This is a genomic window from Pseudomonas sp. LS44, assembly GCF_024730785.1.
Classification (GTDB): domain Bacteria; phylum Pseudomonadota; class Gammaproteobacteria; order Pseudomonadales; family Pseudomonadaceae; genus Aquipseudomonas.
Genome location: NZ_CP102830.1, coordinates 398,721 through 420,639 on the forward strand (window position 1 = coordinate 398,721; position 21,919 = coordinate 420,639).

Genomic DNA, 21,919 nt, shown 5'->3' on the forward strand with positions numbered 1-21,919 from the left:
GACGTGGAGCGCCGCTAGACGAACTGCGCGGCGGCGAAGCCCGAGGCCCAGGCCCATTGGAAGTTGAAGCCGCCCAAGTGACCGCTGACGTCGAGCACTTCGCCGATGAAATACAGCCCCGGCGACTTCAGCGATTCGAAGGTTTTCGACGACACCTCGCGGGTGTCCACGCCGCCCAGGGTCACCTCGGCGGTGCGGTAACCCTCGGTGCCCGCCGGCACCAGCGTCCAGGCCGCCAGATGCTCGGCAATCGCCGTGAGTTCGCTCGGCGTGTACTGCTTGAGCGGCTTGGAGTCGAACCACTGCTCGGCCAGCAAGCCGGCCATCTTCTTGGTGAACAGCTCGGCGAGCAGAGTTTTCAGCTCGGTATTGGGCCGCGTGCGCTGTTGCTCGGCCAGCCACTCGGGCAGGTCGATATGCGGCAGCAGGTTGATCTCGACACTGTCGCCCGGCTGCCAGTAGGAGGAGATCTGCAGGATCGCCGGACCGCTCAAACCGCGGTGTGTGAACAGGATGTTTTCCTTGAAGCTCTGGCCGTTGCAGCTGACCACGCAGTCCTCCACCGAGGTGCCGGACAACTCGGTGCACAGGGCCTTCAACTGCGGTTCGGTGATGGTGAACGGCACCAGCGCGGCGCGGGTCGCCAGCACGTGGTGGCCGAACTGGCGCGCCACCTGATAGCCGAACCCGGTGGCGCCGAGGGTCGGAATCGACAGCCCACCGGTGGCGATCACCAGCGATTGGCAGGCCATCTGCCCGGCGCTGGTTTCCAGCAGATAGCCGCTGGCGGTTTTCTCGATCTGCTGGATCGAGGTGTCCAGACGCAGCTCGGCGCCGTGCTCGGCGCACTCGAATAGCAGCATTTCGAGAATGTCGCTGGACTTGCGGTCGCAGAACAGCTGGCCGAGCTTCTTCTCGTGGTACGGCACGTCGTGCTTGACCACCAGCTCGACGAAATCCCACTGGCTGTAGCGCGCCAGCGCCGACTTGCAGAAGTGCGGGTTCTCCGAGAGAAAATTGCCCGGCTCGCTGTACATGTTGGTGAAGTTGCAGCGCCCGCCGCCGGACATGAGGATTTTCTTGCCGGCCTTGTTGGCGTGGTCGAGCAGCAGCACGCGACGCCCGCGCTTGGCGGCCTGAAAGGCGCACATCAGTCCAGCCGCGCCGGCGCCCAGGATGATGACTTCGGTGTTTAGCACGAGGCGGTTCCTGTTACAGCGCGCGGACTTTCAGCGAGCGGCCCTTGATCTTACCTTCGTTGAGACGCTTGAGCGCCTGCTTGGCGACCCCGCGCTCGACGGCGACGAAGGCCTGGTAGTCGAACAGGGCGATCTTGCCGACCTGCGTGCCGGGGATGCCGGCATCGCCGGTCAGGGCGCCGAGGATATCGCCGGGGCGCACCTTGTCCTTGCGCCCGCCGCTGATGCACAGGGTCGCCATCGGCGGCAGCAGCGGCTCGCCGCGCGGCGCCGGCAGCTCGTCGTAGGACTTCCATTTGAGCGGCTTGCCCTGCAGTTCCTCGATGGCGCGTGCACGTTGCGCTTCGGCCGGCGCGACCAGGCTGACCGCCACGCCGCTCTCGCCGGCGCGACCGGTACGGCCGACGCGGTGGATGTGGATTTCCGCATCGCGGGCCAGCTCGACGTTGATCACCAGATCCAGGCCGTCGATGTCCAGGCCGCGCGCGGCGACATCGGTGGCGACCAGCACGCTGAGGCTGCGGTTGGCGAACATCGCCAGGACCTGATCGCGGTCGCGCTGTTCCAGGTCACCGTTCAGCGCGGCGGCGACGATGCCCTTGCTCTGCAGCAGCTCGACCACTTCCTGGCATTGCTGCTTGGTGAAGCAGAAGGCCACGCAGGACTGCGGGCGGATGCTGCCGAGCACGCGCAGCACCGCGTCGAGGCGCTGGTCCGGGGCAATTTCGTAGAAGCGCTGCTCGATCTGGCTGTCGCTGTGCAGCGCCTCGACTTCGACGCGCTGCGGATTGCGCATGAAGCGTGCGGACAGTTGGCCGATGCCGGCCGGATAGGTGGCGGAAAACAGCAGGGTCTGCCGCTTGGCCGGGGTCTGTTCGATGATCTCGGCGATGCTGTCGTAGAAGCCCATGTCGAGCATGCGGTCGGCTTCGTCGAGAACCAGGGTGTTGAGGCTGTCGAGTTTCAGAGTGCCTTTGCGCAGGTGTTCCTGAATGCGTCCCGGGGTGCCGACGATGATGTGCGCGCCGTGCTCCAGCGAGCCGATCTGCGGACCGAACGGCACGCCGCCACAGAGGGTGAGGATTTTGATGTGATCGGCGGCGCGGGCCAGCCGGCGCAGCTCCTTGGCGACCTGATCGGCGAGTTCGCGGGTCGGGCACATGACCAGTGCCTGGCAACCGAAGAAGCGCGGATTGAGCGGGTCGAGCAGGGCGATGCCGAACGCCGCGGTCTTGCCGCTACCGGTCTTGGCCTGGGCGATCAGGTCCTGGCCCTTGAGCATCAGCGGCAGGCTTTGGGCTTGGATCGGGGTCATCTGCGCGTAGCCGAGGCTCGCCAGGTTGGCGAGCATGGCGGGGGAAAGCGGCAGAGAGTCGAAGGCGGTGGAAGTCACGGCGGCGGCCTGGGGAAGCGGAAATGGCGCGCATTGTAACAGGCCGGCCGCGGGATTCCGTGGCGGCCGGACTCGCGGTGCGGCGTCCTACCCACTTCGCTATTCCTCCAGCTCGTAGGATGGGCCGGGCCGCGCAGTCTGAGCGCAGCGATACCCATCGCAACCCTCTTGCTGGGTATCGCCGCTACGCGACTCAACCTGCGCGGTCCGACCCATCCTACGGGTCACTCCTCCGGCACCACCTCAACCTTGCGGGTGCTGCGACCGTCCTCGCGGGTCAGCTGGAGGAAGATCGCCGCGGCGAACATGGTCAGGACTCCGACGCACAGGAAGGTCGCCTGGAACGCGCCGAGTACGCTGTTCACCTCTTGTCCGATCGAGGCGGTGAAGCCGCCCAGCAGCGCCGCCGCACTGGCGACGCCGAGGCCCAGCGAGAGTTGCGCGACCACCGACAGCAGGCTGTTGCCGCTGCTCGCCGCGTGGTCGTCGAGGTCGATCAGGGTCACGGTGTTCATTGCGGTGAACTGCAAGGAATTGATCCCGCCGAGCACCGCCAGCTGGATCAGCAGTAGCCAGTACGGATGCGCCGGGTCGACCAGCGCCAGGCTGCACAGCATCAGGCCGAGCGCCAGGGTGTTGCCGGTCAGCACGCCGCGGTAGCCAACGCGTTCGATCAATCGTCGCGCCAGGCCCTTGGCGACCATCGCCGAGAGGGCCAGGGGAATCATGCTCATCCCCGCCTGGGCCGGCGAGTAGCCAAGCGCCACCTGCAACAGCAGCGGCACCAGAAACGGCAGGGCACCGCTGCCCAGGCGAGCGAACAGGTTGCCAAGGATGCCAACGGCAAAGGTGCGGGTGCGGAACAGGCTGGGCGAAAACAGCGGATGCTCGATGCGCCCGGCGCGCAGCCAATAGGCGGCCAGGCAGGCCAGGCCGCCGACCAGCAGGAGCAGCACGCGCAGGTGCGGCAGATGCAGTTCGCCAAGGCCTTCCAAGGCGATGGTGATCAGCACCATCGCCGCGCCGAACAGCATGAAGCCGACGGCGTCGAAACGGCTGCGTTCCGGGCCGCGCAAATCCGGCATCAGGGTCAGCGCGGCGATGCAGCCCAGCACGCCGACCGGCAGGTTGATGAGGAAGATCCAATGCCAGCTGGTGTACTCCACCAGCCAGCCGCCGAGGGTCGGACCCATCAGTGGGCCGAGCAGGCCGGGGATGGTGATGAAGCTCATGATCCGCACCAGCTCGCTGCGCGGGTAAGCGCGCAGCACGATCAGCCGTCCGACCGGCATCATCAGCGCGCCACCGAGGCCCTGGACCACCCGGGCACCGACCAATTGCACCAGGCTTTCCGACAGCGCACAGAGCAGCGAGCCGAGGCTGAACAGGAGGATCGCGCCGAAGAATATCCGCCGCGTGCCGAAGCGATCGGCGATCCACCCCGAGGCGGGAATCAGCAGCGCCACGGTGAGCATGTAGGAGATCACTACCGACTGCATGCGCAACGGATCTTCGGCCAGATCGCGGGCCATCGCCGGTAGGGCGGTGTTGAGAATAGTGCCGTCGAGGGTTTGCATGAAGAAGGCGATGGCGACGATCCACGGCAGTATCCGGGCGGTGCGAGCGTCAAGCGGCAACGGGCTGGGCATGATTTTCCTTAAGGCGGCTTCCCGGGGACTTTAGGCTGGCGGCGGGCGACTTGCCAATTTCTGCGTGCTCGTCCGACCCTCTCCCCCGGCCCCTCGCCCATTCATGGGATAGGGGTGACGATAGGTTCAGCGCTGCTGATGGGTATCGCTTCGCTCGACCTGCGCGGCCCGACCCATCCACGTGGCTCAATGAAGCATCTAGGCGTTCGGGAGAGGGGGTGATGATTGGTTCAGCGACGTAGCCCGGATGTAATCCGGGAAGCGAGATATCGGCAGTCCATTTCCCCGGATTGCACCCGGGCTACGGTTGGCGTTGGCCGCAAGGGGTTGGAACTCCCCATCGTTCAGTCCCCTCGCCCCTGCGGGGAGAGGGCTAGGGAGAGGGGGAGCGGCGAGCGATCGAACACCTCAACCGATGCGGCTGCATCGCCACCCCGGCTTACCGATCAGTGTGTAGCCCGGATGCAATCCGGGAAGCGAGATATCGGCAGTCCATTTCCCCGGATTGCATCCGGGCTACGGTTTGGCGTTGGCCGCAGGGTTGGAACTCCCCGCCGTTCAGTCCCCTCGCCCCTCTGGGGAGAGGGCTAGGTAGAGGGGATGCGGCAAACGGTCGAATCTCAAGCCAACCGCCGCTCCTGCACTGCTTCTCCCGGTTTGCCAATCAGCGCGTGATACAGCTCGTGGTCGCCGAGCAGGCCGACCACCCGGCCGCTTTCCTGGAGCACCAGTTGGTGGCCGGTGTGATAGCGGATCTGTAGAGCGTCGCGCATGGCGATCTGCACGTCGACCACGGTCGGTTGCTGGCGCAACGCGGCGACCGGCTGGCCGGGTGTCCAGCTTTGCAGGCTGAACGACTGGCTGCCCTGGCGCGCGGCGGTCGGGCATTGGTCGGCGCCCGGGTCCAGCCAGCAGTCGTCGCTGCGGTCCAGGCAGATTTCCCCGTCTTCATGACGGCAGGCGCTCAGCGGGCGCATTAGGCTGCGGCCGCTGAGCACGTTGAGCGGGTTGGTGTGGGCGACGAAGCTGCGCACGTAATCGTCGGCCGGATTGAGGACGATGTCTTCCGGCTGGCCGTACTGGACGATGCGCCCGTCTTTCATGATGGCGATGCGGTTGCCGAGTTTCAGCGCTTCGTCGAGGTCGTGGCTGACGAACACGATGGTCTTGTTGAGGCTGCGTTGCAGGGTCAGCAGTTCGTCCTGCAACTGCTGGCGAATCAGCGGGTCGAGGGCCGAGAAGGGTTCGTCCATGAGCAGGATGTCGGCATCCATGGCCAGCGCGCGAGCCAGGCCGACGCGCTGTTGCATGCCGCCGGAGAGCTGCTCGGGGCGTTTGTCGCGCCACTGGCTGAGGCCGACCAGTTCGAGTTTTTCATTCACTCGCCGACGCCGCTCGGCGGCCGGGCGGCCTTGCAGTTCGAGACCGAAACCGATGTTTTCGCCGACCGTCAGCCAGGGCAGCAGGGCAAATTTCTGAAACACCATGGCGATCCGCTGGGTGCGCAGTTCCTTGAGCTGCGCCGCCGTGCAACTGGCGATATCCAGCGCCGTGCCCTGGTGTTCGATCAGCAGGTGGCCACGGGTGACTCGGTTGAGGCCGTTGATGCAGCGCAGCAGGGTGGATTTTCCCGAACCGGAGAGGCCCATCAGCACGCAGGTTTCACCGCGTTCGACAGTCAGGTTGATGTTGGCAACGCCGACCAGCTGGCCACTGCGCTGCAGCACCTGATCGCGACTGAGGCCTTGTTGCAGCAGCGGCAGGGCGCGGCGCGGCGCTTTGCCGAAAATCACATCGACGTGTTCGCAGCGGATCAGGCTCATGCGGGGACCTCCTTGCTGCGCGGCGCCGGCTGCTTGCAAACCCGGTCGAGAATGATCGCCAGCAGCACGATGGCCAGCCCGGCTTCGAAGCCCAGGCCGATGTCGGCGGTGTTCAGCGCGTTGACCACCGGCCGGCCGAGGCCATCGGCGCCGACCAGCGCGGCGATCACCACCATCGACAGCGAGAGCATGATGCATTGGGTCACGCCGACGGCGATGCTCGGCATGGCGTGCGGCAGTTCGATGCGCGTGAGCAGTTGGCGGCGCGAGCAACCGAACGCCTTGCCGGCATCCAGCAGTTCGTGGGGTACGCCGCTGATGCCCAGATAGGTCAGGCGGATCGGCGCGGCGATGGCGAACACCACGGTGGAGATCAGCCCCGGCACCACGCCGAGGCCGAACAGGGTCAGGGTTGGGATCAGGTAGACGAAGGTCGGCACCGTCTGCATCAGGTCGAGCACCGGGCGCATCAGCGTGTAGAGGGTCGGCCGGTGCGCGGCGAGAATCCCCAGCGGCACGCCGATCGACACGCAGACCAAAGTGGCGAACAGCACCTGGGCGAGGGTTTCCAGGGTCTCCTGCCAATAGCCGAGGTTGAGGATCAGCAGCAGCGCCAGACCGCAAAACAGGGTCAGGCCCCAACGGCGTTGCAACAGTTGGGTGAACAAGGCGAACAGGCCGATCAGCAGCAGCGGCGGAAACCACAGCAGTGCTTGAGTCAGGCCGTGAATCAGCTGCTCCAGGCCGGCGGCGAACGGGTCGAAATAGCTGGCGCCGTGGCGGGTCAGCCAATCCACCCAGTCGGCGACGGTCTGGCCTAGGGGGATTTTTTCATCGGTCAGCATGGTCATCGATCTTCCACCACGGACAGCGTGAACAGGAGCGAGCGGCCGCCGCCAGGCTCAGGGGGCCAACTTGGCCTTGACCACCGGCAGCCCCGGCTGGCCATCGCGGCTGGTCACGCCGGCGAGCCAGGCATCGAGCTGCTGCGGATTGGCCTTGAGCCAGGCGCGAGCGGCGGCGCGTGGTTTGGCTTTGTCGTTGAGTACGGCATCCATCAGCCGGTTTTCCATCTCCAGGCTGAACTCCAGGTTGGACAGCAATTTGCCGACATTCGCGCATTCCTCGGCATAGCCCTTGCGCACATTGGTGTACACCGTGGCACGCCCCAGGTCGGGACCGAAGAACTCGTCGCCGCCGGTCAGATAGCGCATTGGCAGGCGCTGGTTCATCGGGTGCGGCTCCCAGCCGAGGAACACCAGCCACTGCTGGGTGCGGGCGGCGCGCTGGACCTGGGCGAGCATCGCCGCTTCGCTGGATTCGACCAGCTTGAACTTGCCGAGGGCGAAGGCGTTTTTGTCGATCATGCTCTGGATCAGGCGGTTGCCGTCGTTGCCCGGCTCGATGCCATACAGCTTGCCGTCCAGTTGCTCGTGGAAGCGCGCGATGTCGGCGAAATCATGTAGGCCGGCGTCGTACACGTAGGCGGGCACCGCCAGGGTGTATTTGGCGCCTTGCAGATTGGCGCGCAGGGTTTCCACCGTGCCCTTGTCGCGATACGGCTTGAGATCGTTTTCCATGGTCGGCATCCAGTTGCCGAGGAACACGTCGAGATCGTTGTTCTGCAGCGAGCGGTAGGTCACCGGCACCGAGAGCATGCTGGTCTTGGTCTGGTAGCCGAGGGCTTCGAGCAATTCGCTGGCGACTGCGGTGGTGACGGTGATATCGGTCCAGCCGACATCCGAGAAGCGCACCGTGGCACAAGATTCCGGCTCCTGGGCCGAGCTCAGCAGCGGCAGGCCGAGCAAGCTGGCCAATAACAGGAGGGTGGAACCTTTCATCGTGCGGACTCCTTTTCGAAAGCTATGTACCCGTTAAGTGTTACGCACCGATTTTGTAGGGTGGGTTAGCCGCGCAGCGGCGTAACCCACCCTACGAATCGGTGTGCCGCTGCGTTGCGCCCAGTAGCTCTGTTTGTGGCCGCGGGCCTGGTAATCGGCGGCCAGTGCTTCGGCGTCGTGCTGGTCCAGATCGCCGCACACGACGAATTGATTGCCGTTGTCGTCCAGGCGCAGCACGCACCAGTCGCGCGGCGGGATGGACGTCGCTACGGACGGCTTCATGCACCCAATGTCACAGTGCCGCGCAGGCGCCAGGCCAACAAAATCAGCAAGACGCCGAATAACACCGCGAAGACGCCGATCAGCCATACCAGCGCCAGCGCACCGGCGCCGGGGAAGACCAGGATCATCAGGCCGAACAGCAGCGAGACCGTGCCGGACAGGCCCAGCCACCATTCGTTATCGAGCAGCTGACGCACACGCAGCGCGGCGATGATCTGCAACGCGCCGATGGCAATGGCCCAGACGGCGATCAGGATCAGTAGGCCGAGGGCGGTCAGTTGCGGCCAGAACAGGGCCACCAGCCCGGCGACCACGCCCAGCACACCGACCACCAACAGCGGCCACAGCGGCTCGCCTTCATGGCGCATGCGCCAGGCGCCGATCAATGAGAACACGCCGTCTGTCAGCGCATAGGCGCCCCAGAAGATCACCAGAGTAGTCAGCACCAGGCCCGGCCAGGCCAGGGCGAGTAGGCCGAACAGCAGCGCAGCGAAACCGCGCAAGGCGATCCATTTCCAATGCTGGCCGAGGTCTAACCAGAGGGGATGGTAGGTCATGGTGCGCTCCTTGAAAGCGGCTTGTGGTAAGGGCCTGTTAACGCTACTGACGCGGCCGTGTCAGTAGCGTTAACAGGCCCTATAACGATAGTCGCTTGCAGCGTCGCTGCAGGTGCTCGGGAAGAGCCGACCGCTGGGTTGCCCGCCGCTGAACGGAAAGCCCTCAGGTCGGTCAAATGGGCGCACCTTTCCCAGGAGAATCACCATGACCGGCAAATCCCCCTTCGTCCTCGCCGCGGCTTTGCTGCTGGCAGCCGCACCAGTGCTGGCTTTCGATCTTGGCGAGGCGGCCAAAGCCGTCTCCGGCGCCACTCCGGGCGTCGCACAGGTGGCCACCACCCCGCAAGCCACCGGCCTGCTGAATGCCCTGACCGGCCAGCTTGGGGTTTCTCCGGAACAGGCAGTCGGCGGTACCGGCGCCTTGCTCGGGCTGGCCAAAAATCAGCTCGGTGGCGCCGATTACTCACAACTGCTGAAGACCATTCCCGGACTCGATAAGCTCAGCGGCAGCAATGCGCTGGCCGGCCTCGGCGGGCTCGGCAATATGGTCGGCGGGGCTACGCAGACGTCCGGCGCCGCCGATGCCGTGCTCGGCAACGTCTCCAGTCTGGGCGACGTCAACCAGGCGTTCGGCGCGTTGGGGATGGATAGCGGGATGACCGGCAAGTTCGCCAATGTCCTGATCGACTACTTCGGCAAACAAGGTTTGAACAGCGATGCACTCAGCAGTCTGAGTACGCTGTGGGGTGCGGCGGGCTAACAGGCTTATGTACCTGTTAAGTGTTGTGCATCGCTTTTGTAGGGTGGGTTAGCCGCGTAGCGGCGTAACCCACCAGCGGTGCCAACCTGAACATCAGTGTCCAGCAGAATCGGTGGGTTACGCCTACGGCTAACCCACCCTACGGATCATCGCAGCAGGTATCACCTAGCGGGCCTGCACGTCTCAACACGCAAAACCACCTGCGTTGCCAAGCCGGCGTCAAATGCGGCGGGATAATCCATCACGGCGGCGCAGGGCGCGCCGCCGTGAAACGCTGGGTTAGGCCGGTGGGTCGACGATGTCAAAACGCAGCATCATCGCGTGGTCTTCATGGACCAGGTTGTGGCAGTGCATGACGTACTTGCCCTTGAAGTCGCGGAAATGCATGAGCACCCGCAGCCTCTCGAACGGGTGCAGCACGAAGACGTCCTTGCGCCCGCGCTCATGGACCGGGACGGCCACGGCAACGCCATTGATCAGCTTGCTGAGGATGCGGCCTTCCTCGAAGTGAATATGGATCGGGTGATCCCAGCCGTCCTCGGTATTGGTCAGCTCCCAGATTTCCGCACTGCCTAAGGGAATTTCCGCCCGCGGCACATTCACATCGACCAGCTTCTCGTTGATTGTCCACAGCCCACCGGAACGGGCGAACGCCCAGCTGCGCACCGGCAAGGCGGCGAGTTCGGCGACGGATGGCAAGGTCGGCAACGGTCGCAGCGGGATGGAAGTTTTCATCAGGTTCGGGTTGCTGCGGTCCGGGCTGCTCGGCATGCGATCGACCACGAACTTCATGACCCGCACCCCCGGGCCCTTGATCTCCTTGGGTCTGCGGGTTTCGTCCTGGATCATCCGGTTGACCAGATACAGCTCGGTGCCTTTGGCGAACTTGGAAAAATCCACCACGATATCGGCGCGTTCGGCCACGCCCAATTCGACGAAGTTGAAGTTGATCAGCGAGTTGGGCAGCAGGTTGCCGTCGTTGGCCAGATAGGTGACCGGTTTCACGTTGTTGTTCGCGTCGACCAAGTACAGCGCATAGAAGCGACTCGGCCCGGCATTCAGCATGCGGAAGCGGTAGCGGCGCGCGGCGACCTTGAGCACCGGCTCGATCTTGCCGTTGACGATGACCTTGTCGCCGAGGGTGCCTTCGGGATTGAACTGGTCGTAGACCAGCACGCCAGAAGAGTCGAAGCGCCGATCACCGAAACTCAACGGGTAGTCGTAGGCGCCACTGGGCAGGCGCAGGCCGGTAGTCTCGCTGCCGGTATCGAGCTGGTCATAGATGAAGTAGAAACCAAACAGGCCGCGATACAGATTCGACGCGGTGAAGTCCAGCGTGTGGTCGTGATACCAGAGGGTTCCCAGGGCTTCTTTAGGGTCGCCTATGCCGTCGTTGAGGGCGTCGAAGCCGGCGTAGATGTTTGGATAGAAGTGATCCTTGTACTGCCCCGGAGTCGCCGGTTTCGGCAGGGTCGGCCCGGATTTAGTCGCGCTGAAGTAGTCGCCGGGGAAACCATCGCTTTCCGATGGCGCGTGCAGGTTGTGCAGGTGCACGGAAATTTCCGGGGAACCGAAACTGCGCAGCAGTTCGGCTTGACTGCCGCCTGAGCTGTACGGCATTGGCGGCAGGTCGTTGTAGAAGCGCGCCACGATCGGCTGGCCGTAACGGGCGGCGAACAGCGGGCCGGGAATGCTGGCCTTCTCATTGCTGCCGGGGAGGGCGAAGCCCCAGATGGTCTGTTTCGGATAATCCTTGTGGAACACCCACTCGGGATTCACCTTGGCATGCAGCTGATAGAACTGCACGTACTTGTCCTCGCACAACTCGTCATAGCGTTGATGCTCGGCGCGCCCGCATTCGCCGCTTTCGGTATTGGCGGTGACTGTCGGCATCGGGTTTAGCGCGGCGAGCGGGGTCTGCGGCGTCACGGCCAACGGCAGCTCGTCCTTCCACGGCGTGGTCGGCGGGCTGGGCGGCAAGACCAACGGAGCCGGTTCGCTAGCGGTGCTGGTCTGGCTGCGCAGCAGCAGTGGAGCTGCCACCGCGGCGGCGCTGAGTTTAAGGAATCGGCGCCGGTCGTTGGTTTCCGGCGCTGGGTTGGTGATTTCATTATCCGACTGGACGGTGGCTTTCATGATGGCCTCTCTCTATTGGAGCTTTTCTGGCGGGCCGAAGGGGGCGGGCTCTGACGGCGGGTCAGCTTCCCGGACGCATAAGTCGCGATGGCCGGCGGAGTGAATGCGGACAACACATCGGGCGCGGCGGGGCATGAAACAGCGTCAGGAATGAGCGATTCCGTGGCGACTGCAGAGGGTGGTCAATCCGTGCCGGCAGCATGAGCGGCTCCTTGCTCGCGTAACGAGCGACAGGTTTGTTAACCGTTAACCAAGCTCGGTAGCGTCCGCGCCGGTGTGCTTAACCGCATGATCCAGGTGATTGAGCGTGGCGAAAATCTGCTTGGGATCGGCCAGCGCAGGGGCCATCGACCAACGATTGAAGCGGTCGTTGCCGATGCGGATCATGCCGGTGTGGTTGGCCTTGTTGGCGTCGAGCAGCGGATTGATGTCATAGAAGCCGAGCCGCAAGCGCACTCGTTCCATATCGGCGGGATCGCCCGTGAGGAACTGCCAGCCCGCTTTGATCCGATACTTCTCGGCGTATTCCTTGAGCACCGCCGGGGTGTCGAGTTCCGGCTGCAGGGTCAGCGAATAGAAAAACACATCGCGGCCGGCGCGTGCGCCGAGCAGCTTTTGCACCGCCAACAAATTGGCGGTCATGGTCGGGCAGCGGTCGCCGCACGAGGCATACATCATGTTTACCGCCACCACCTTGTCGCGAATCAGGTCGTCGTAAAAGCGCACGGCCTTGCCTTCATGGGTGAACAAGGTGACATTGGGAAAATAACTATCTTCGCTGCGGGCGGGCTTTGCCTGCAGTTGGTTCAGGTTGCCGGCCAGGTGCCAGGCACCGACTCCCAGTGCGGCCACGCCAAGGCCGGTCAACAACTCTCTCCGATTGTTCATGGTGATTTCCCTGGATCAAGACAATAGTGGGGACGCCGCCCAAACGACCAGGGGCGGTCAAAAAGACGCAAGGCGAACAACGAACAGCGGCGTCAGCGTCGAGCTGAGCGTCGAGCGAGGGGTGGGCCGTGGAAGCGACCGATATGAGCCGTTACGGCCAAAGACAGGCTGGGATCCATGTTGGCGATCTCCTCAGCGCCGGGATGCGGGCGGTTAGCCGTCAAACCCTCATGAGCAGGACATGCTCCGTCGCTATCGTGCGCTGTTCCTTAAGTGATAGGACTTTAGTTGTGAGGCGTCAATACCATGGCGGTATTGCCGATAAGCGGCGAAATATTTCTCATCTATTTGATAGTAAAGATTATTTCTACATGGATACTGTTGGGATCAATGACCATTTGGCGGGTTGATAGGTGCGAAGGCCTATCAATCACAGTTGCGAGAGCCATTAAAGCGCCACTGCTGCGTACGGACGTGGCGCGCCGGCGGGCTCGCTCCGTATCGAGATGACAGGATTTCCACGACCGGCCGGCTATAACGAACCAACCGCCGTCTGCATCAGTCCCACCCTATATTTCCCACCGGAAGGAGTGCCGCGTGAAACACCTTGTTGCCCTACTGACCCTCATCGCTCTGCCAGTCTTGGCCGCCGAGCCGACGCTGTATGGCCGTTACGAGTACATCAAGCTGCCCGAGCTGAAGCAGACCTTCAAAGCCAAGATGGACACCGGCGCGCTGACCGCCTCGCTGTCGGCCAGGGACATCGAGCGCTTCAGCCGCGATGGCGAGGACTGGGTGCGCTTCAAGCTGGCCACCAAGGATGCCGATAACACCGTCTACGAGCATCAGGTCGCGCGCATCAGCAAGATCAAGAGCCGGGTCGACGAGGAGGAAGAGGAGGACGCACCGGAGGCCACCAAGCGCCCGGTGATCGATATGCAGATGTGTCTGGACGGCGTGACCCGCACCATCGAGGTCAACCTCGCCGACCGCAGCCACTTCAACTACCCGCTGCTGATCGGCGCGCGCGCCCTGCGCGAATTCGACGCCGCGGTGAACCCAGCACGACGCTTCACCGCCGGCAAGCCCAAGTGTGATTGACGCCTGAGCAGGCATTCGGCACTTTCCCCGGCTCCCACTCGGGAGCGCAAGAATCTGTTCCAAATCTTGCGAGCTAGGACGAGACAAGGCAGAAGCCGCCGAGGAAGCGCAGTTTACGAGTTGTAAATGAGCATTCCGAGGCGGCTTCTAACGCAGTATCGTCGACGCGCAGCTGATTTGGAGCAGGTTCGGGATGCCATGGCGCACATACTGATAGTCGAAGACGAAGCGGCAATCGCCGACACGCTGATCTACGCCCTGCACGGCGAAGGCTTCACCACCACCTGGCTGAGCCTGGCCGGTGCCGCCCTGGAGTTCCAGCGGCAGACCCCGGCCGACCTGTGGATTCTCGACGTCGGCCTGCCCGACATCAGCGGCTTCGAGGCCTGCAAGCGGCTGCGGCGCTTCTCCGAGGTGCCGGTGATCTTCCTCACCGCGCGCGACGGCGAGATCGACCGGGTGGTCGGCCTGGAAATCGGTGCCGACGACTACGTGGTCAAGCCGTTCAGCCCGCGCGAGGTGGCGGCGCGGGTCAAGGCGATCCTCAAGCGCGTCGCCCCGCTTGTGCCGGCAGCGGTCGGCGACGCCGGGCCATTTGAGGTCGACAGTCTGCGCCAGCGCATCCGTTACCACGGCCAGGCGCTGAGCCTGACCCGCCATGAGTTCCGCCTGCTCGAGCAACTGCTCGGCCAGCCGGAGCGGGTGTTCAGCCGCGAGCAGCTGCTCGATGGCCTCGGCGTGGCGGCCGACGCCGGTTACGAACGCAACATCGACAGCCACATCAAGAGCCTGCGCGCCAAGCTGCGCCAGGTTGCCGTCGCCGAGCCGATCCAGACCCACCGCGGCCTCGGCTACAGCTATGCGCCGGAGCACGCCTGATGCCGCTCGGCATACGTATCTTTCTGGTCTATTTCCTGTTCGTCGGCCTCACCGGCTGGTTCGTGCTGAGCACGGTGATGGACGAGATCCGCCCCGGCATGCGCCAGTCCACCGAGGAAACCCTGGTCGATACCGCCAACCTGCTCGCCGAGCTGCTGCGCGACGACGTCAAGGCCGGCACCCTGGCGCAAAGCCGGCTGCCCGAACTGCTCCGCGCCTACGGCGAGCGCCGGCCGCAGGCGCAGATCTGGGGGGTGACCAAGCGCGAGGTCAACCACCGCATCTACGTCACCGACGCCCGCGGCATCGTCCTGCTCGATTCCAGCGGAGTTGGCGTCGGTCAGGATTATTCGCGCTGGAACGACGTGTACCGCACCCTGCGCGGCCAGTACGGCGCGCGCTCGAGTCGCGAAGACCCGAATGATTCGGACTCCTCGGTGATGTACGTGGCGGCGCCGATCATGGATGGCTCGACCATCATCGGCGTAGTCTCGGTGGCCAAGCCGAATCGCACCCTGCAGCCCTACATCGAACGCTCGCAACGCCGCCTGGGCTGGCTCGGCGGCGGGCTGATCGGCCTCGGCCTGCTGATCGGCGGGTTGCTGTCCTGGTGGCTGAGCCGCGCCCTCGGTCGCCTGACCCGCTACGCCGAGGCGGTCAGCGCTGGGCAGCGTGCCGAACTGCCGGTCTACCGCGGCGGCGAGTTGGCGCAACTGGCCGTGGCGGTCGAGGCAATGCGCACCCAACTGGAGGGCAAGGCCTACGTCGAGCGCTACGTGCATACCCTGACCCACGAGTTGAAGAGCCCGCTGGCGGCGATTCGCGGCGCCGCCGAACTGCTGCACGGCGAGATGCCGGTCGAGCAGCGCGAGCGCTTCGTCGGCAACATCGACAGCGAGAGCGCGCGTCTGCAGCAGCTGATCGAGCGGCTCCTGCTGCTGGCCCAGGTCGAGCAGCGCCAAGGCCTGGAAGAGCGCGTCGCGGTGCCGCTGCGCGCGCTGGTCGAGGAACTTTGCCAGGCTCAGGCGGCACGCTTGCAGCAGGCTGGGTTGCGGGTCGACAACCGCATCGACGCGGATCTGACGGCCAGCGGCGAGCGTTTTTTGCTGCGCCAGGCGCTGGCCAATCTGCTCGACAACGCCGTGGATTTCACGGCGGCGGGCGGCGAGTTGCGGTTCAGCGCCGAGTGCGTCGGCGAACGCCTGATTTTGCGTCTGTTCAACCCTGGGCCGGCGATTCCCGACTATGCCTTGGCGCGTCTCACCGAGCGCTTCTACTCGCTGGCGCGCCCGCACACCGGGCGCAAGAGCACCGGCCTGGGCCTCAACTTCGTCGCCGAAGTCGCCGAGCTGCATGGCGGGCGGTTAGCGGTGGTGAACGTCGAGGCTGGCGTCGAGGCCCGTCTGGAGCTGCTAGCGGACGGTTGATCCACCGTCCGTAGGGCGTACTCGCGCAGCAGTACGCCGTCGGAGGCCGGCAGCGGACTGTTCGCTGGCGCTCCTGAGTCCGCCCTACGTTCCTACGGAAGCGCCGCCGGGCGCTTCACACACTATCCACCCAATCTCCATTCGCGCCCCACGCAGCCTGCACACACGCTGCTCAGACTGCCTCCATTCATCCCGAATGGAGAGTCGCCATGAGCCGTACCCTGGGTTTCAAGTTGGGCATCGTCGCCCTGTTGATCGTCCTGTTAATGATCCCGCTGATGCTGATCGACGGCCTGGTCGACGAGCGTCAGCAACTGCGCGACGGTGTGCTCGACGACATCGCCCGTAGTTCCAGTTACAGCCAGCAGATCACCGGACCGATCCTGGTGGTGCCATACCGGCGCACCGTGCGCGAGTGGAAGACCCACGAGAAGAGCGGCGAGCGCTACCTGGAAGAGCGCGAAGTGCGCAGCCGCCTGTATTTCCTGCCCGAGCGGTTCGCCCTCGACGGCACGGTGAAGACCGAGCTGCGCTACCGCGGTATTTACCAGGCGCGCCTGTTCCATAGCGATAACCAGCTCAGCGGGCGCTTCGAAGTGCCGGCGCAGTTCGGCATCCGCGAGAATTTCGCCGATTATCGTTTCGAGCCGGCGTTCCTTGCGGTCGGCATCAGCGACATCCGCGGGATCAAGAATGACCTCAAGCTGCGCATCGGCGGGCAGACCCTGAGCTTCGCGCCGGGGAGCGGCGACTCGCGGCTGGGCAACGGCGTGCATGTGCCGCTGGCGTTGCTCGATGGCAGCAGCGCGCAGGCCTTCAACTTCTCCTTCGAGCTCAAACTGCAGGGCACCGGCCAGCTCGGCGTCACCCCGGTCGGTCGCGACAGCCGTGTGGCGCTGAGTTCCGACTGGCCGCACCCGAGTTTCGTCGGCAGCTACCTGCCGAGTGAGCGGGAGATCAGCGGCAAGGGCTTCGTCGCTCGTTGGCAGACCAGTTTCTTCGCCACCAACCTCGAGGAAGCGCTGCGCGACTGTGTGCGCCACGAGCGTTGCGAGGCGTTCAGCGGGCCGAGCCTGGGCGTCAGCTTCGTCGACCCGGTCGACCAGTATCTGAAGAGCGAACGGGCGATCAAATACGCGCTGCTGTTCATCGCCCTGACCTTCGCCGCGTTCTTCCTCTTCGAAGTGCTCAAGCGTCTGGCGGTGCACCCGGTGCAGTACGGCCTGGTCGGCTTGGCCCTGGCGCTGTTCTACCTGCTGCTGTTGTCACTCTCCGAACACCTCGGCTTCGCCCTGGCCTATGGGATTTCTGCGAGCGCCTGCGTGCTGATGGTCGGCGTCTACGTCAGCGGCGTGCTGCACAGTTGGCTGCGCGGCGGCGGCTTCACCGCGTTGCTGGCGGCGCTCTACGCGATGCTCTATGCGCTGCTCAGCGCCGAGGATTACGCGCTGCTGATGGGCTCACTGCTGGTGTTCGGCCTGCTCGCCGCCGTCATGCTGCTGACTCGCAAGTTGGATTGGTACGGCGTGGGTCGCGGCGACGCGGCTCGCCAGGAGGTGCAGTGATGGGCCGCGCCATCCTGCAATTCACTGCCTGCTTGGCGATTGGTCTGGTGCTCGGGGTGATCGCCCTGGTGCTACTGTTGTTCACCGGCGAAATGGGCCTGGTGAAGGGCTTCGTGCTCAGCGGCACGCCACTCGCCTACCTGGCGCTGAGCGTGCTGCCGGACGCTTTCTGGCTGTGGCTGACCGGCATCCATGACGCTGCCGCCAGCAGCACTCTGCGCTCGTTTCTCGAGCTGTGCGCGGCGCTCGGCCAGCTCGCTCTGCTGCTGGCGCTGGGCTTGTATTGGACGCTGTGCCGGGAGCCAGACGATGGCCATGCTGAGTGACGAGCGCGCGCTGGGCGCCCGTCTGGCGCGGCAGATTGCCCTGTTGTTCCCGCCACGCTTCTGGCCGCCGGCAGTGCGCGGCGGGTCGTCGCCAGATTCGTAGGGTGGGTTAGCCGTAGGCGTAACCCACCGAGCAGGCGGGCCGCCAGTGTTCCGAACGATGCCGCTGGTGGGTTACGCCGCTACGCGGCTAACCCGTCCTACAAAAGCGGTGCGCAACGCTTAACGGGGACGTAGCCTGTTGTTTCCGTCACGGCTCAGGCCGCTGGCCGCGCGGCAGCAGCGCCCAGTAGCCGAGCAGCGCGGCCAGGCCGAGGCCGAGCCAGGCCAGTGCGTCCCACAGGCCGTCGCCGAGCAAGGCGGTCAACAGCCCGGCGAAGCCGAGCAGGGCGAGTAGCAGCGGGGCGGCGAATACTCGCCACAAACTCTGCCGCTTCATGGCTGCACCTCACGCGCCGCATGCGGCGTGCCGGGCAACGGACCGCGGCGGCTCCACCACAGGTACAGGCCGCTGCCGAGGACGACGATGGTCAGCACGTCGAGCAGCGCCCAGAGGATCTGCATCGGCCGCCCGCCGTAGTCGCCGAAGTGCAGCGGCTGCGACAGCGACAGCGCACTCATGTACCAGGGTCGCGTGCCGACCGCGGTCACCGCCAGGCTCTGTGCGTCGATCAGCACTGGTGTCCACAGGTGCGCGGTGAGGTGCGTGCTGCCCTTCATGAACACCGTGTAGTGGTGCGCGCTGGAGAAGCGCGTGCCGGGGAAGGCGATGAAGTCCGGTTGCATGTTCGGTGCCGCAGCGGCGGCGATGCGCAGCACGTCGGTCGCCGGCGCGCGCGTGGTCAGTGGCGGGGCGTCGCGGTACGGCTCGATCAGCGCGGCCAGGCTGTCGTGGCGCCAGGCGGCGATCACCAGATCGTTGCAGGCGCTGATCACTCCGGTGATGCCGACCACCAGCGCCCAGCTCAGGGTGACGATGCCGATCAGGTTGTGCAGGTCGAGCCAGCGGGTGCGCGCCGACTTGTGCCGGCGCACCTCGGCGAAGCGCAGACGGCGCATGAACGGCGCGTAGAGCACCACCCCGGAGACGATGGCGACCACGAACAGCAGGCCCATGAAGGCCAGCAGCAGCTTGCCGGGCAGGCCGGCGAACATGTCCACGTGCAGGCGCAGCATGAGCATCATGAAGCCGCCGTTGGCCGCCGGCATGGCCACCGCCTCGCCCGTGCGTGCGTCGAGCATGAAGGTGTGCGAGGAATTCGGCTCGGTGCCGGCCGTGGCGGCGGTGATCGCTACCACGCCGTTCGGCTCGTCCTCCTCCCAGCCGAGGTACTGCATCACTTCGCCGGGACGGTGCTTCTCCGCTGCCTCGACCAGTTGCTGCAGGTCGAGCTGCGGGGTACCCGGCGCCAGCTCGCGCAGTTCCGGCGCGTCGCTGAGCAGGTGCTCGAGTTCGTGGTGGAAGATCAGCGGCAAACCGGTCAGCGCCAGAAGCAGCAGGAACAGGGTGCAGATCAGGCTGGTCCAGGTGTGGACGAAGGACCAGCGGCGAATCGTGGTGGCATTCATGGTCATTTCCCCAAAAGACCGAGGCCGCTTACAGGCGGCCTCGATCATGCGACGCAGCGCGCTAGCGCTTTACCATTTGTAGCTGGCGCTGGCGACGACGCTGCGTTCGTCACCGTAGTAGCACCAGAAGCCGTCGCAGGTGGACAGGTAGTCCTTGTTGAACAGGTTCTTCGCGTCCACCGCCAGCGCGGCACCGCGCAGGGTGCTGCTCAGGCGGCCGAGGTCGTAGTGCAGCGAGGCGTCGTACACGGTGTAGGAGCCGGTGTGGCCGACCCAGGTGTTGGCGGTGTTGCCGTAGCTGTCACCTACATAGCGCGCACCGGCGCCGATGCCGAAACCGTCGAGCAGACCGGCGTGCCAGGTGTAGTCGGCCCAGGTGGTGGCCTGGTTGCGCGGCATCTGCTGCATGCGATTGCCCTTGTCCGCGCCGTTCTGGATCTCAGAGTCGTTGTAGGCGTAGGAGGCGACCAGCTTAAGGTTGTCGGTGACGTCGGAGGTGGCTTCCAGCTCCAGGCCACGGACTTTCAGTTCGCCGATCTGGCGGGTGATGCTGCCTTCGGTGACGCTGACGTTCTGCTGGGTCAGGTCGAACACTGCGGCGGTCAGCAGCGTGTTGCTGCCCGGCGGCTGGTACTTGATGCCGACTTCGTACTGCTTGCCCTCGGTGGGCTCGAACGAGGTGGTACTGCTGACGGTGGCGCCCATCGCCGGCTGGAACGATTCGGCGTAGGACACGTACGGCGCCAGGCCATTGTCGAACAGGTAGCTGAGACCGACGTTGCCGCTGAACACAACGTCGCGCTGGGTGTTAGTAACGTCGCCCTGATTGTAGAAGGTAGTGCCGGTGTGCACCCAGTCTTCGCGGCCACCGATGGTCAGGCGCCAGTTGTCGAGGGCGATCTGGTCCTGCACGTAGAGGCCGGTCTGGCGGGTCTTCTGGTTGTAGTCCTGCAGGGTGAAGTAGGTCACGCCAGACAGGTCGGCACCATAAACCGGCTTGTTGACGTTGATCGACGGCACGCCGAAGCCGTACAGCCACTGGTAGTTGCTATTCGAGCGCTGGTGATCGAGGCCGAGCAGCAGGGTGTGACTCAGCTCACCAGTCTGGAAGTCGGCCTGGAAGTTATTGTCTACGGCGAACTGGCTGATGTCTTCGTTGACGATGCCGGATTCGCGGGTGACGTTGCCATTGGCGTCGACGGTATTGAAGGTGCTGACGTTGACCGCCTGGAATTCCAGGTCGCTCTTGGTGTAACGCAGGTTCTGACGGAACTGCCAGACCTCGTTGAAACGATGGTCGAAGGCATAGCCGAGCGCGTAGTAGGTGCGGTCGTAGAAGTCCCAGTCCGGCTCACCGAGGTTCTTGTGATGGGAGATCTTGCCAAACGGCGAGTCGATCTTGGTGCCCTGCAGCGGGAGGAACTGACCGGTGATGCCGGTATCGTCGCGGGTGTACTGCGACAGGAAGGTCAGGTGGGTGTCGTCGTCGAGGTTCCAGGTCAGGCTCGGGGCGAGGTTGTAGCGCTTGTCCGAGATGTGGTCGATTGGCGTGTCGCTGTCACGCACGGTGCCGCTGACGCGGTAGGCGAAACGACCGTCGTCGTCGATGGCGCCGGTGCTGTCGAAGCTGATCTGCTTGTGGTTATTGGTGCCGGCCTGCACCTGCACTTCCTGGCTGCTTTCGCTCTGCGGGCGGCGACTGACCATGTCCAGCAGGCCGCCAGGCGGGGTCTGACCGTAGACCGACGAGGCCGGACCACGCAGCACGGCGATGCGCTCGAGGTTCCACGGCTCGATCTTCGGGTTGGCGAACGAGCCGACCGGCAGCGGCAGACCGTCGAGGAACTGAGTCGGCACGAAGCCCCGCACTTTCAACCAGTCGGCGCGCGAGTCGGAGCCGTAGCCACTGCTCAGCACGCCGGCGGTGTAGCGCAGGGCATCGTTGAGGTTAAGGGTTTGCCGATCGTCCAGCTGCTCGCGGGTGATCACCGACACCGAGCGCGGCACCTCGATCAGCGGTGTATCGGTCTTGGTGCCGGCGGCGGTGCGCTTGGCGACGTAGCCTTCGACCGGGCCCCAGGCAGCTTCGCTGTTGCCGGCGGCATTGATGTTGGTCTCCGGCAGCGCCAGCGCCCCTTGCGGCAGCGGCTCCAGGCTGTAGGTGCCGGCGCTGCTTTGTACCAGCTGCAGGCCGCTGCCGTTGAGGGCTTGGCGCAGGGCAGTGCGCGCGTCGTAATCGCCTTGAATTGGCTGGGCAGTTTTGCCGGCCGTCAGGCTAGGCTCGATGCTCAGGACGATCCCGGCATCACTGGCGATCCGGCTCAGCGTGCTGGCCAACGGCGCGGCTGGCAGTTGGTAATGGCGTACGGCAGAATCAGCCTGCGCCTGCAGGGAGGCACAGCTCAGTGCCAGAGCGGCGGCCAGCAGGGCGGGTCGGAACGGGGTGGTCAACGAGAACGACATTGCGAACATCTCCTAAGCGGGAATAAGTCTCAATGTCCTGTTGCCGAAGCAGATTGGAAAA

The 21,919-nt window shown here is 64.8% G+C and carries 19 protein-coding genes; 6 read left to right on the plus strand and 13 right to left on the minus strand.

The annotated features are described in order from the left end of the window. Positions 1-14: 14 nt before the first annotated feature. The 8 genes from NVV93_RS01815 to NVV93_RS01850 all read right to left on the minus strand — a co-directional run bounded on the left by NVV93_RS01815 (position 15) and on the right by NVV93_RS01850 (position 8,744). A complete protein-coding gene (locus NVV93_RS01815) occupies positions 15-1,151 on the minus strand; it encodes an NAD(P)/FAD-dependent oxidoreductase (protein WP_375162919.1) in 1,137 nt (378 codons plus the stop codon). 61 nt (positions 1,152-1,212) lie between these two features. After that, positions 1,213-2,592, minus strand: coding sequence for an ATP-dependent RNA helicase DbpA (gene dbpA / locus NVV93_RS01820; protein WP_258252760.1), 1,380 nt, complete (start codon positions 2,590-2,592; stop codon positions 1,213-1,215). A gap of 224 nt (positions 2,593-2,816) precedes the next feature. Next, entirely contained in the window at positions 2,817-4,241 is a 1,425-nt protein-coding gene (mdtD, locus tag NVV93_RS01825) for a multidrug transporter subunit MdtD (RefSeq protein WP_258252761.1), read from the minus strand. Positions 4,242-4,861: 620 nt separating this feature from the next. After that, positions 4,862-6,064 carry a choline ABC transporter ATP-binding protein gene (choV, locus tag NVV93_RS01830; protein WP_258252762.1) on the minus strand — a complete coding sequence of 401 codons (1,203 nt, stop codon included), beginning with the start codon at positions 6,062-6,064 and terminating at the stop codon, positions 4,862-4,864. Then, a complete protein-coding gene (gene choW, locus NVV93_RS01835; RefSeq protein ID WP_258254261.1) occupies positions 6,061-6,909 on the minus strand; it encodes a choline ABC transporter permease subunit in 849 nt (282 codons plus the stop codon). Before choW ends, choV begins: the two co-directional genes overlap by 4 nt. A gap of 57 nt (positions 6,910-6,966) precedes the next feature. Beyond that, complete coding sequence (locus tag NVV93_RS01840; protein WP_258252763.1) at positions 6,967-7,905, minus strand: choline ABC transporter substrate-binding protein; 939 nt, start codon at positions 7,903-7,905, stop codon at positions 6,967-6,969. Between the two features lie 33 nt (positions 7,906-7,938). Continuing rightward, a complete protein-coding gene (locus NVV93_RS01845) occupies positions 7,939-8,187 on the minus strand; it encodes a hypothetical protein (RefSeq protein ID WP_258252764.1) in 249 nt (82 codons plus the stop codon). Beyond that, a complete protein-coding gene (locus NVV93_RS01850) occupies positions 8,184-8,744 on the minus strand; it encodes an HdeD family acid-resistance protein (RefSeq protein WP_258252765.1) in 561 nt (186 codons plus the stop codon). Before NVV93_RS01850 ends, NVV93_RS01845 begins: the two co-directional genes overlap by 4 nt. 205 nt (positions 8,745-8,949) lie before the next feature. Between NVV93_RS01850 and NVV93_RS01855 the strand changes: the two genes are divergently transcribed. Then, entirely contained in the window at positions 8,950-9,504 is a 555-nt protein-coding gene (locus NVV93_RS01855) for a DUF2780 domain-containing protein (RefSeq protein WP_258252766.1), read from the plus strand. A gap of 279 nt (positions 9,505-9,783) precedes the next feature. On the opposite strand, the gene NVV93_RS01860 is transcribed toward NVV93_RS01855, so the two are convergent. Both NVV93_RS01860 and NVV93_RS01865 read right to left on the minus strand, forming a co-directional pair. Next, on the minus strand, positions 9,784-11,640 hold the full coding sequence (locus tag NVV93_RS01860; RefSeq protein WP_258252767.1) for a multicopper oxidase family protein: 1,857 nt from the start codon (positions 11,638-11,640) through the stop codon (positions 9,784-9,786). 246 nt (positions 11,641-11,886) lie between these two features. Then, positions 11,887-12,528: an SCO family protein gene (locus NVV93_RS01865; protein WP_258252768.1), complete on the minus strand. Its 642-nt coding sequence runs from the start codon at positions 12,526-12,528 to the stop codon at positions 11,887-11,889. Positions 12,529-13,125: 597 nt separating this feature from the next. On the opposite strand from NVV93_RS01865, the gene NVV93_RS01870 reads away from it, so the two are divergent. The 5 genes from NVV93_RS01870 (at position 13,126) to NVV93_RS01890 (ending at position 17,826) form a co-directional block, all read left to right on the plus strand. Then, positions 13,126-13,629 carry an ATP-dependent zinc protease gene (locus NVV93_RS01870; RefSeq protein ID WP_258252769.1) on the plus strand — a complete coding sequence of 168 codons (504 nt, stop codon included), beginning with the start codon at positions 13,126-13,128 and terminating at the stop codon, positions 13,627-13,629. Positions 13,630-13,827: 198 nt separating this feature from the next. Beyond that, positions 13,828-14,508, plus strand: a complete 681-nt coding sequence (creB, locus tag NVV93_RS01875; protein ID WP_258252770.1) for a two-component system response regulator CreB — start codon at positions 13,828-13,830, stop codon at positions 14,506-14,508. Then, positions 14,508-15,935: a two-component system sensor histidine kinase CreC gene (gene creC / locus NVV93_RS01880; RefSeq protein ID WP_258252771.1), complete on the plus strand. Its 1,428-nt coding sequence runs from the start codon at positions 14,508-14,510 to the stop codon at positions 15,933-15,935. Before creB ends, creC begins: the two co-directional genes overlap by 1 nt. A gap of 209 nt (positions 15,936-16,144) precedes the next feature. Further along, positions 16,145-17,500, plus strand: coding sequence for a cell envelope integrity protein CreD (gene creD, locus NVV93_RS01885; protein ID WP_258252772.1), 1,356 nt, complete (start codon positions 16,145-16,147; stop codon positions 17,498-17,500). Next, the gene (locus NVV93_RS01890; protein WP_258252773.1) at positions 17,500-17,826 is read left to right on the plus strand and encodes a hypothetical protein; all 327 of its coding nucleotides are present in this window, start codon (positions 17,500-17,502) and stop codon (positions 17,824-17,826) included. The genes creD and NVV93_RS01890 overlap by 1 nt, the downstream gene beginning before the upstream one ends. Before the next feature lie 250 nt (positions 17,827-18,076). Here the strand turns inward: NVV93_RS01890 and NVV93_RS01895 are convergent, their stop codons facing one another. The 3 genes from NVV93_RS01895 to NVV93_RS01905 all read right to left on the minus strand — a co-directional run bounded on the left by NVV93_RS01895 (position 18,077) and on the right by NVV93_RS01905 (position 21,858). Next, positions 18,077-18,265: a hypothetical protein gene (locus tag NVV93_RS01895; RefSeq protein WP_258252774.1), complete on the minus strand. Its 189-nt coding sequence runs from the start codon at positions 18,263-18,265 to the stop codon at positions 18,077-18,079. After that, positions 18,262-19,395, minus strand: a complete 1,134-nt coding sequence (locus tag NVV93_RS01900; RefSeq protein WP_258252775.1) for a PepSY domain-containing protein — start codon at positions 19,393-19,395, stop codon at positions 18,262-18,264. The genes NVV93_RS01895 and NVV93_RS01900 overlap by 4 nt, the downstream gene beginning before the upstream one ends. Before the next feature lie 69 nt (positions 19,396-19,464). Continuing rightward, positions 19,465-21,858 carry a TonB-dependent siderophore receptor gene (locus tag NVV93_RS01905; RefSeq protein ID WP_258252776.1) on the minus strand — a complete coding sequence of 798 codons (2,394 nt, stop codon included), beginning with the start codon at positions 21,856-21,858 and terminating at the stop codon, positions 19,465-19,467. Between the last annotated feature and the right edge of the window lie 61 nt (positions 21,859-21,919).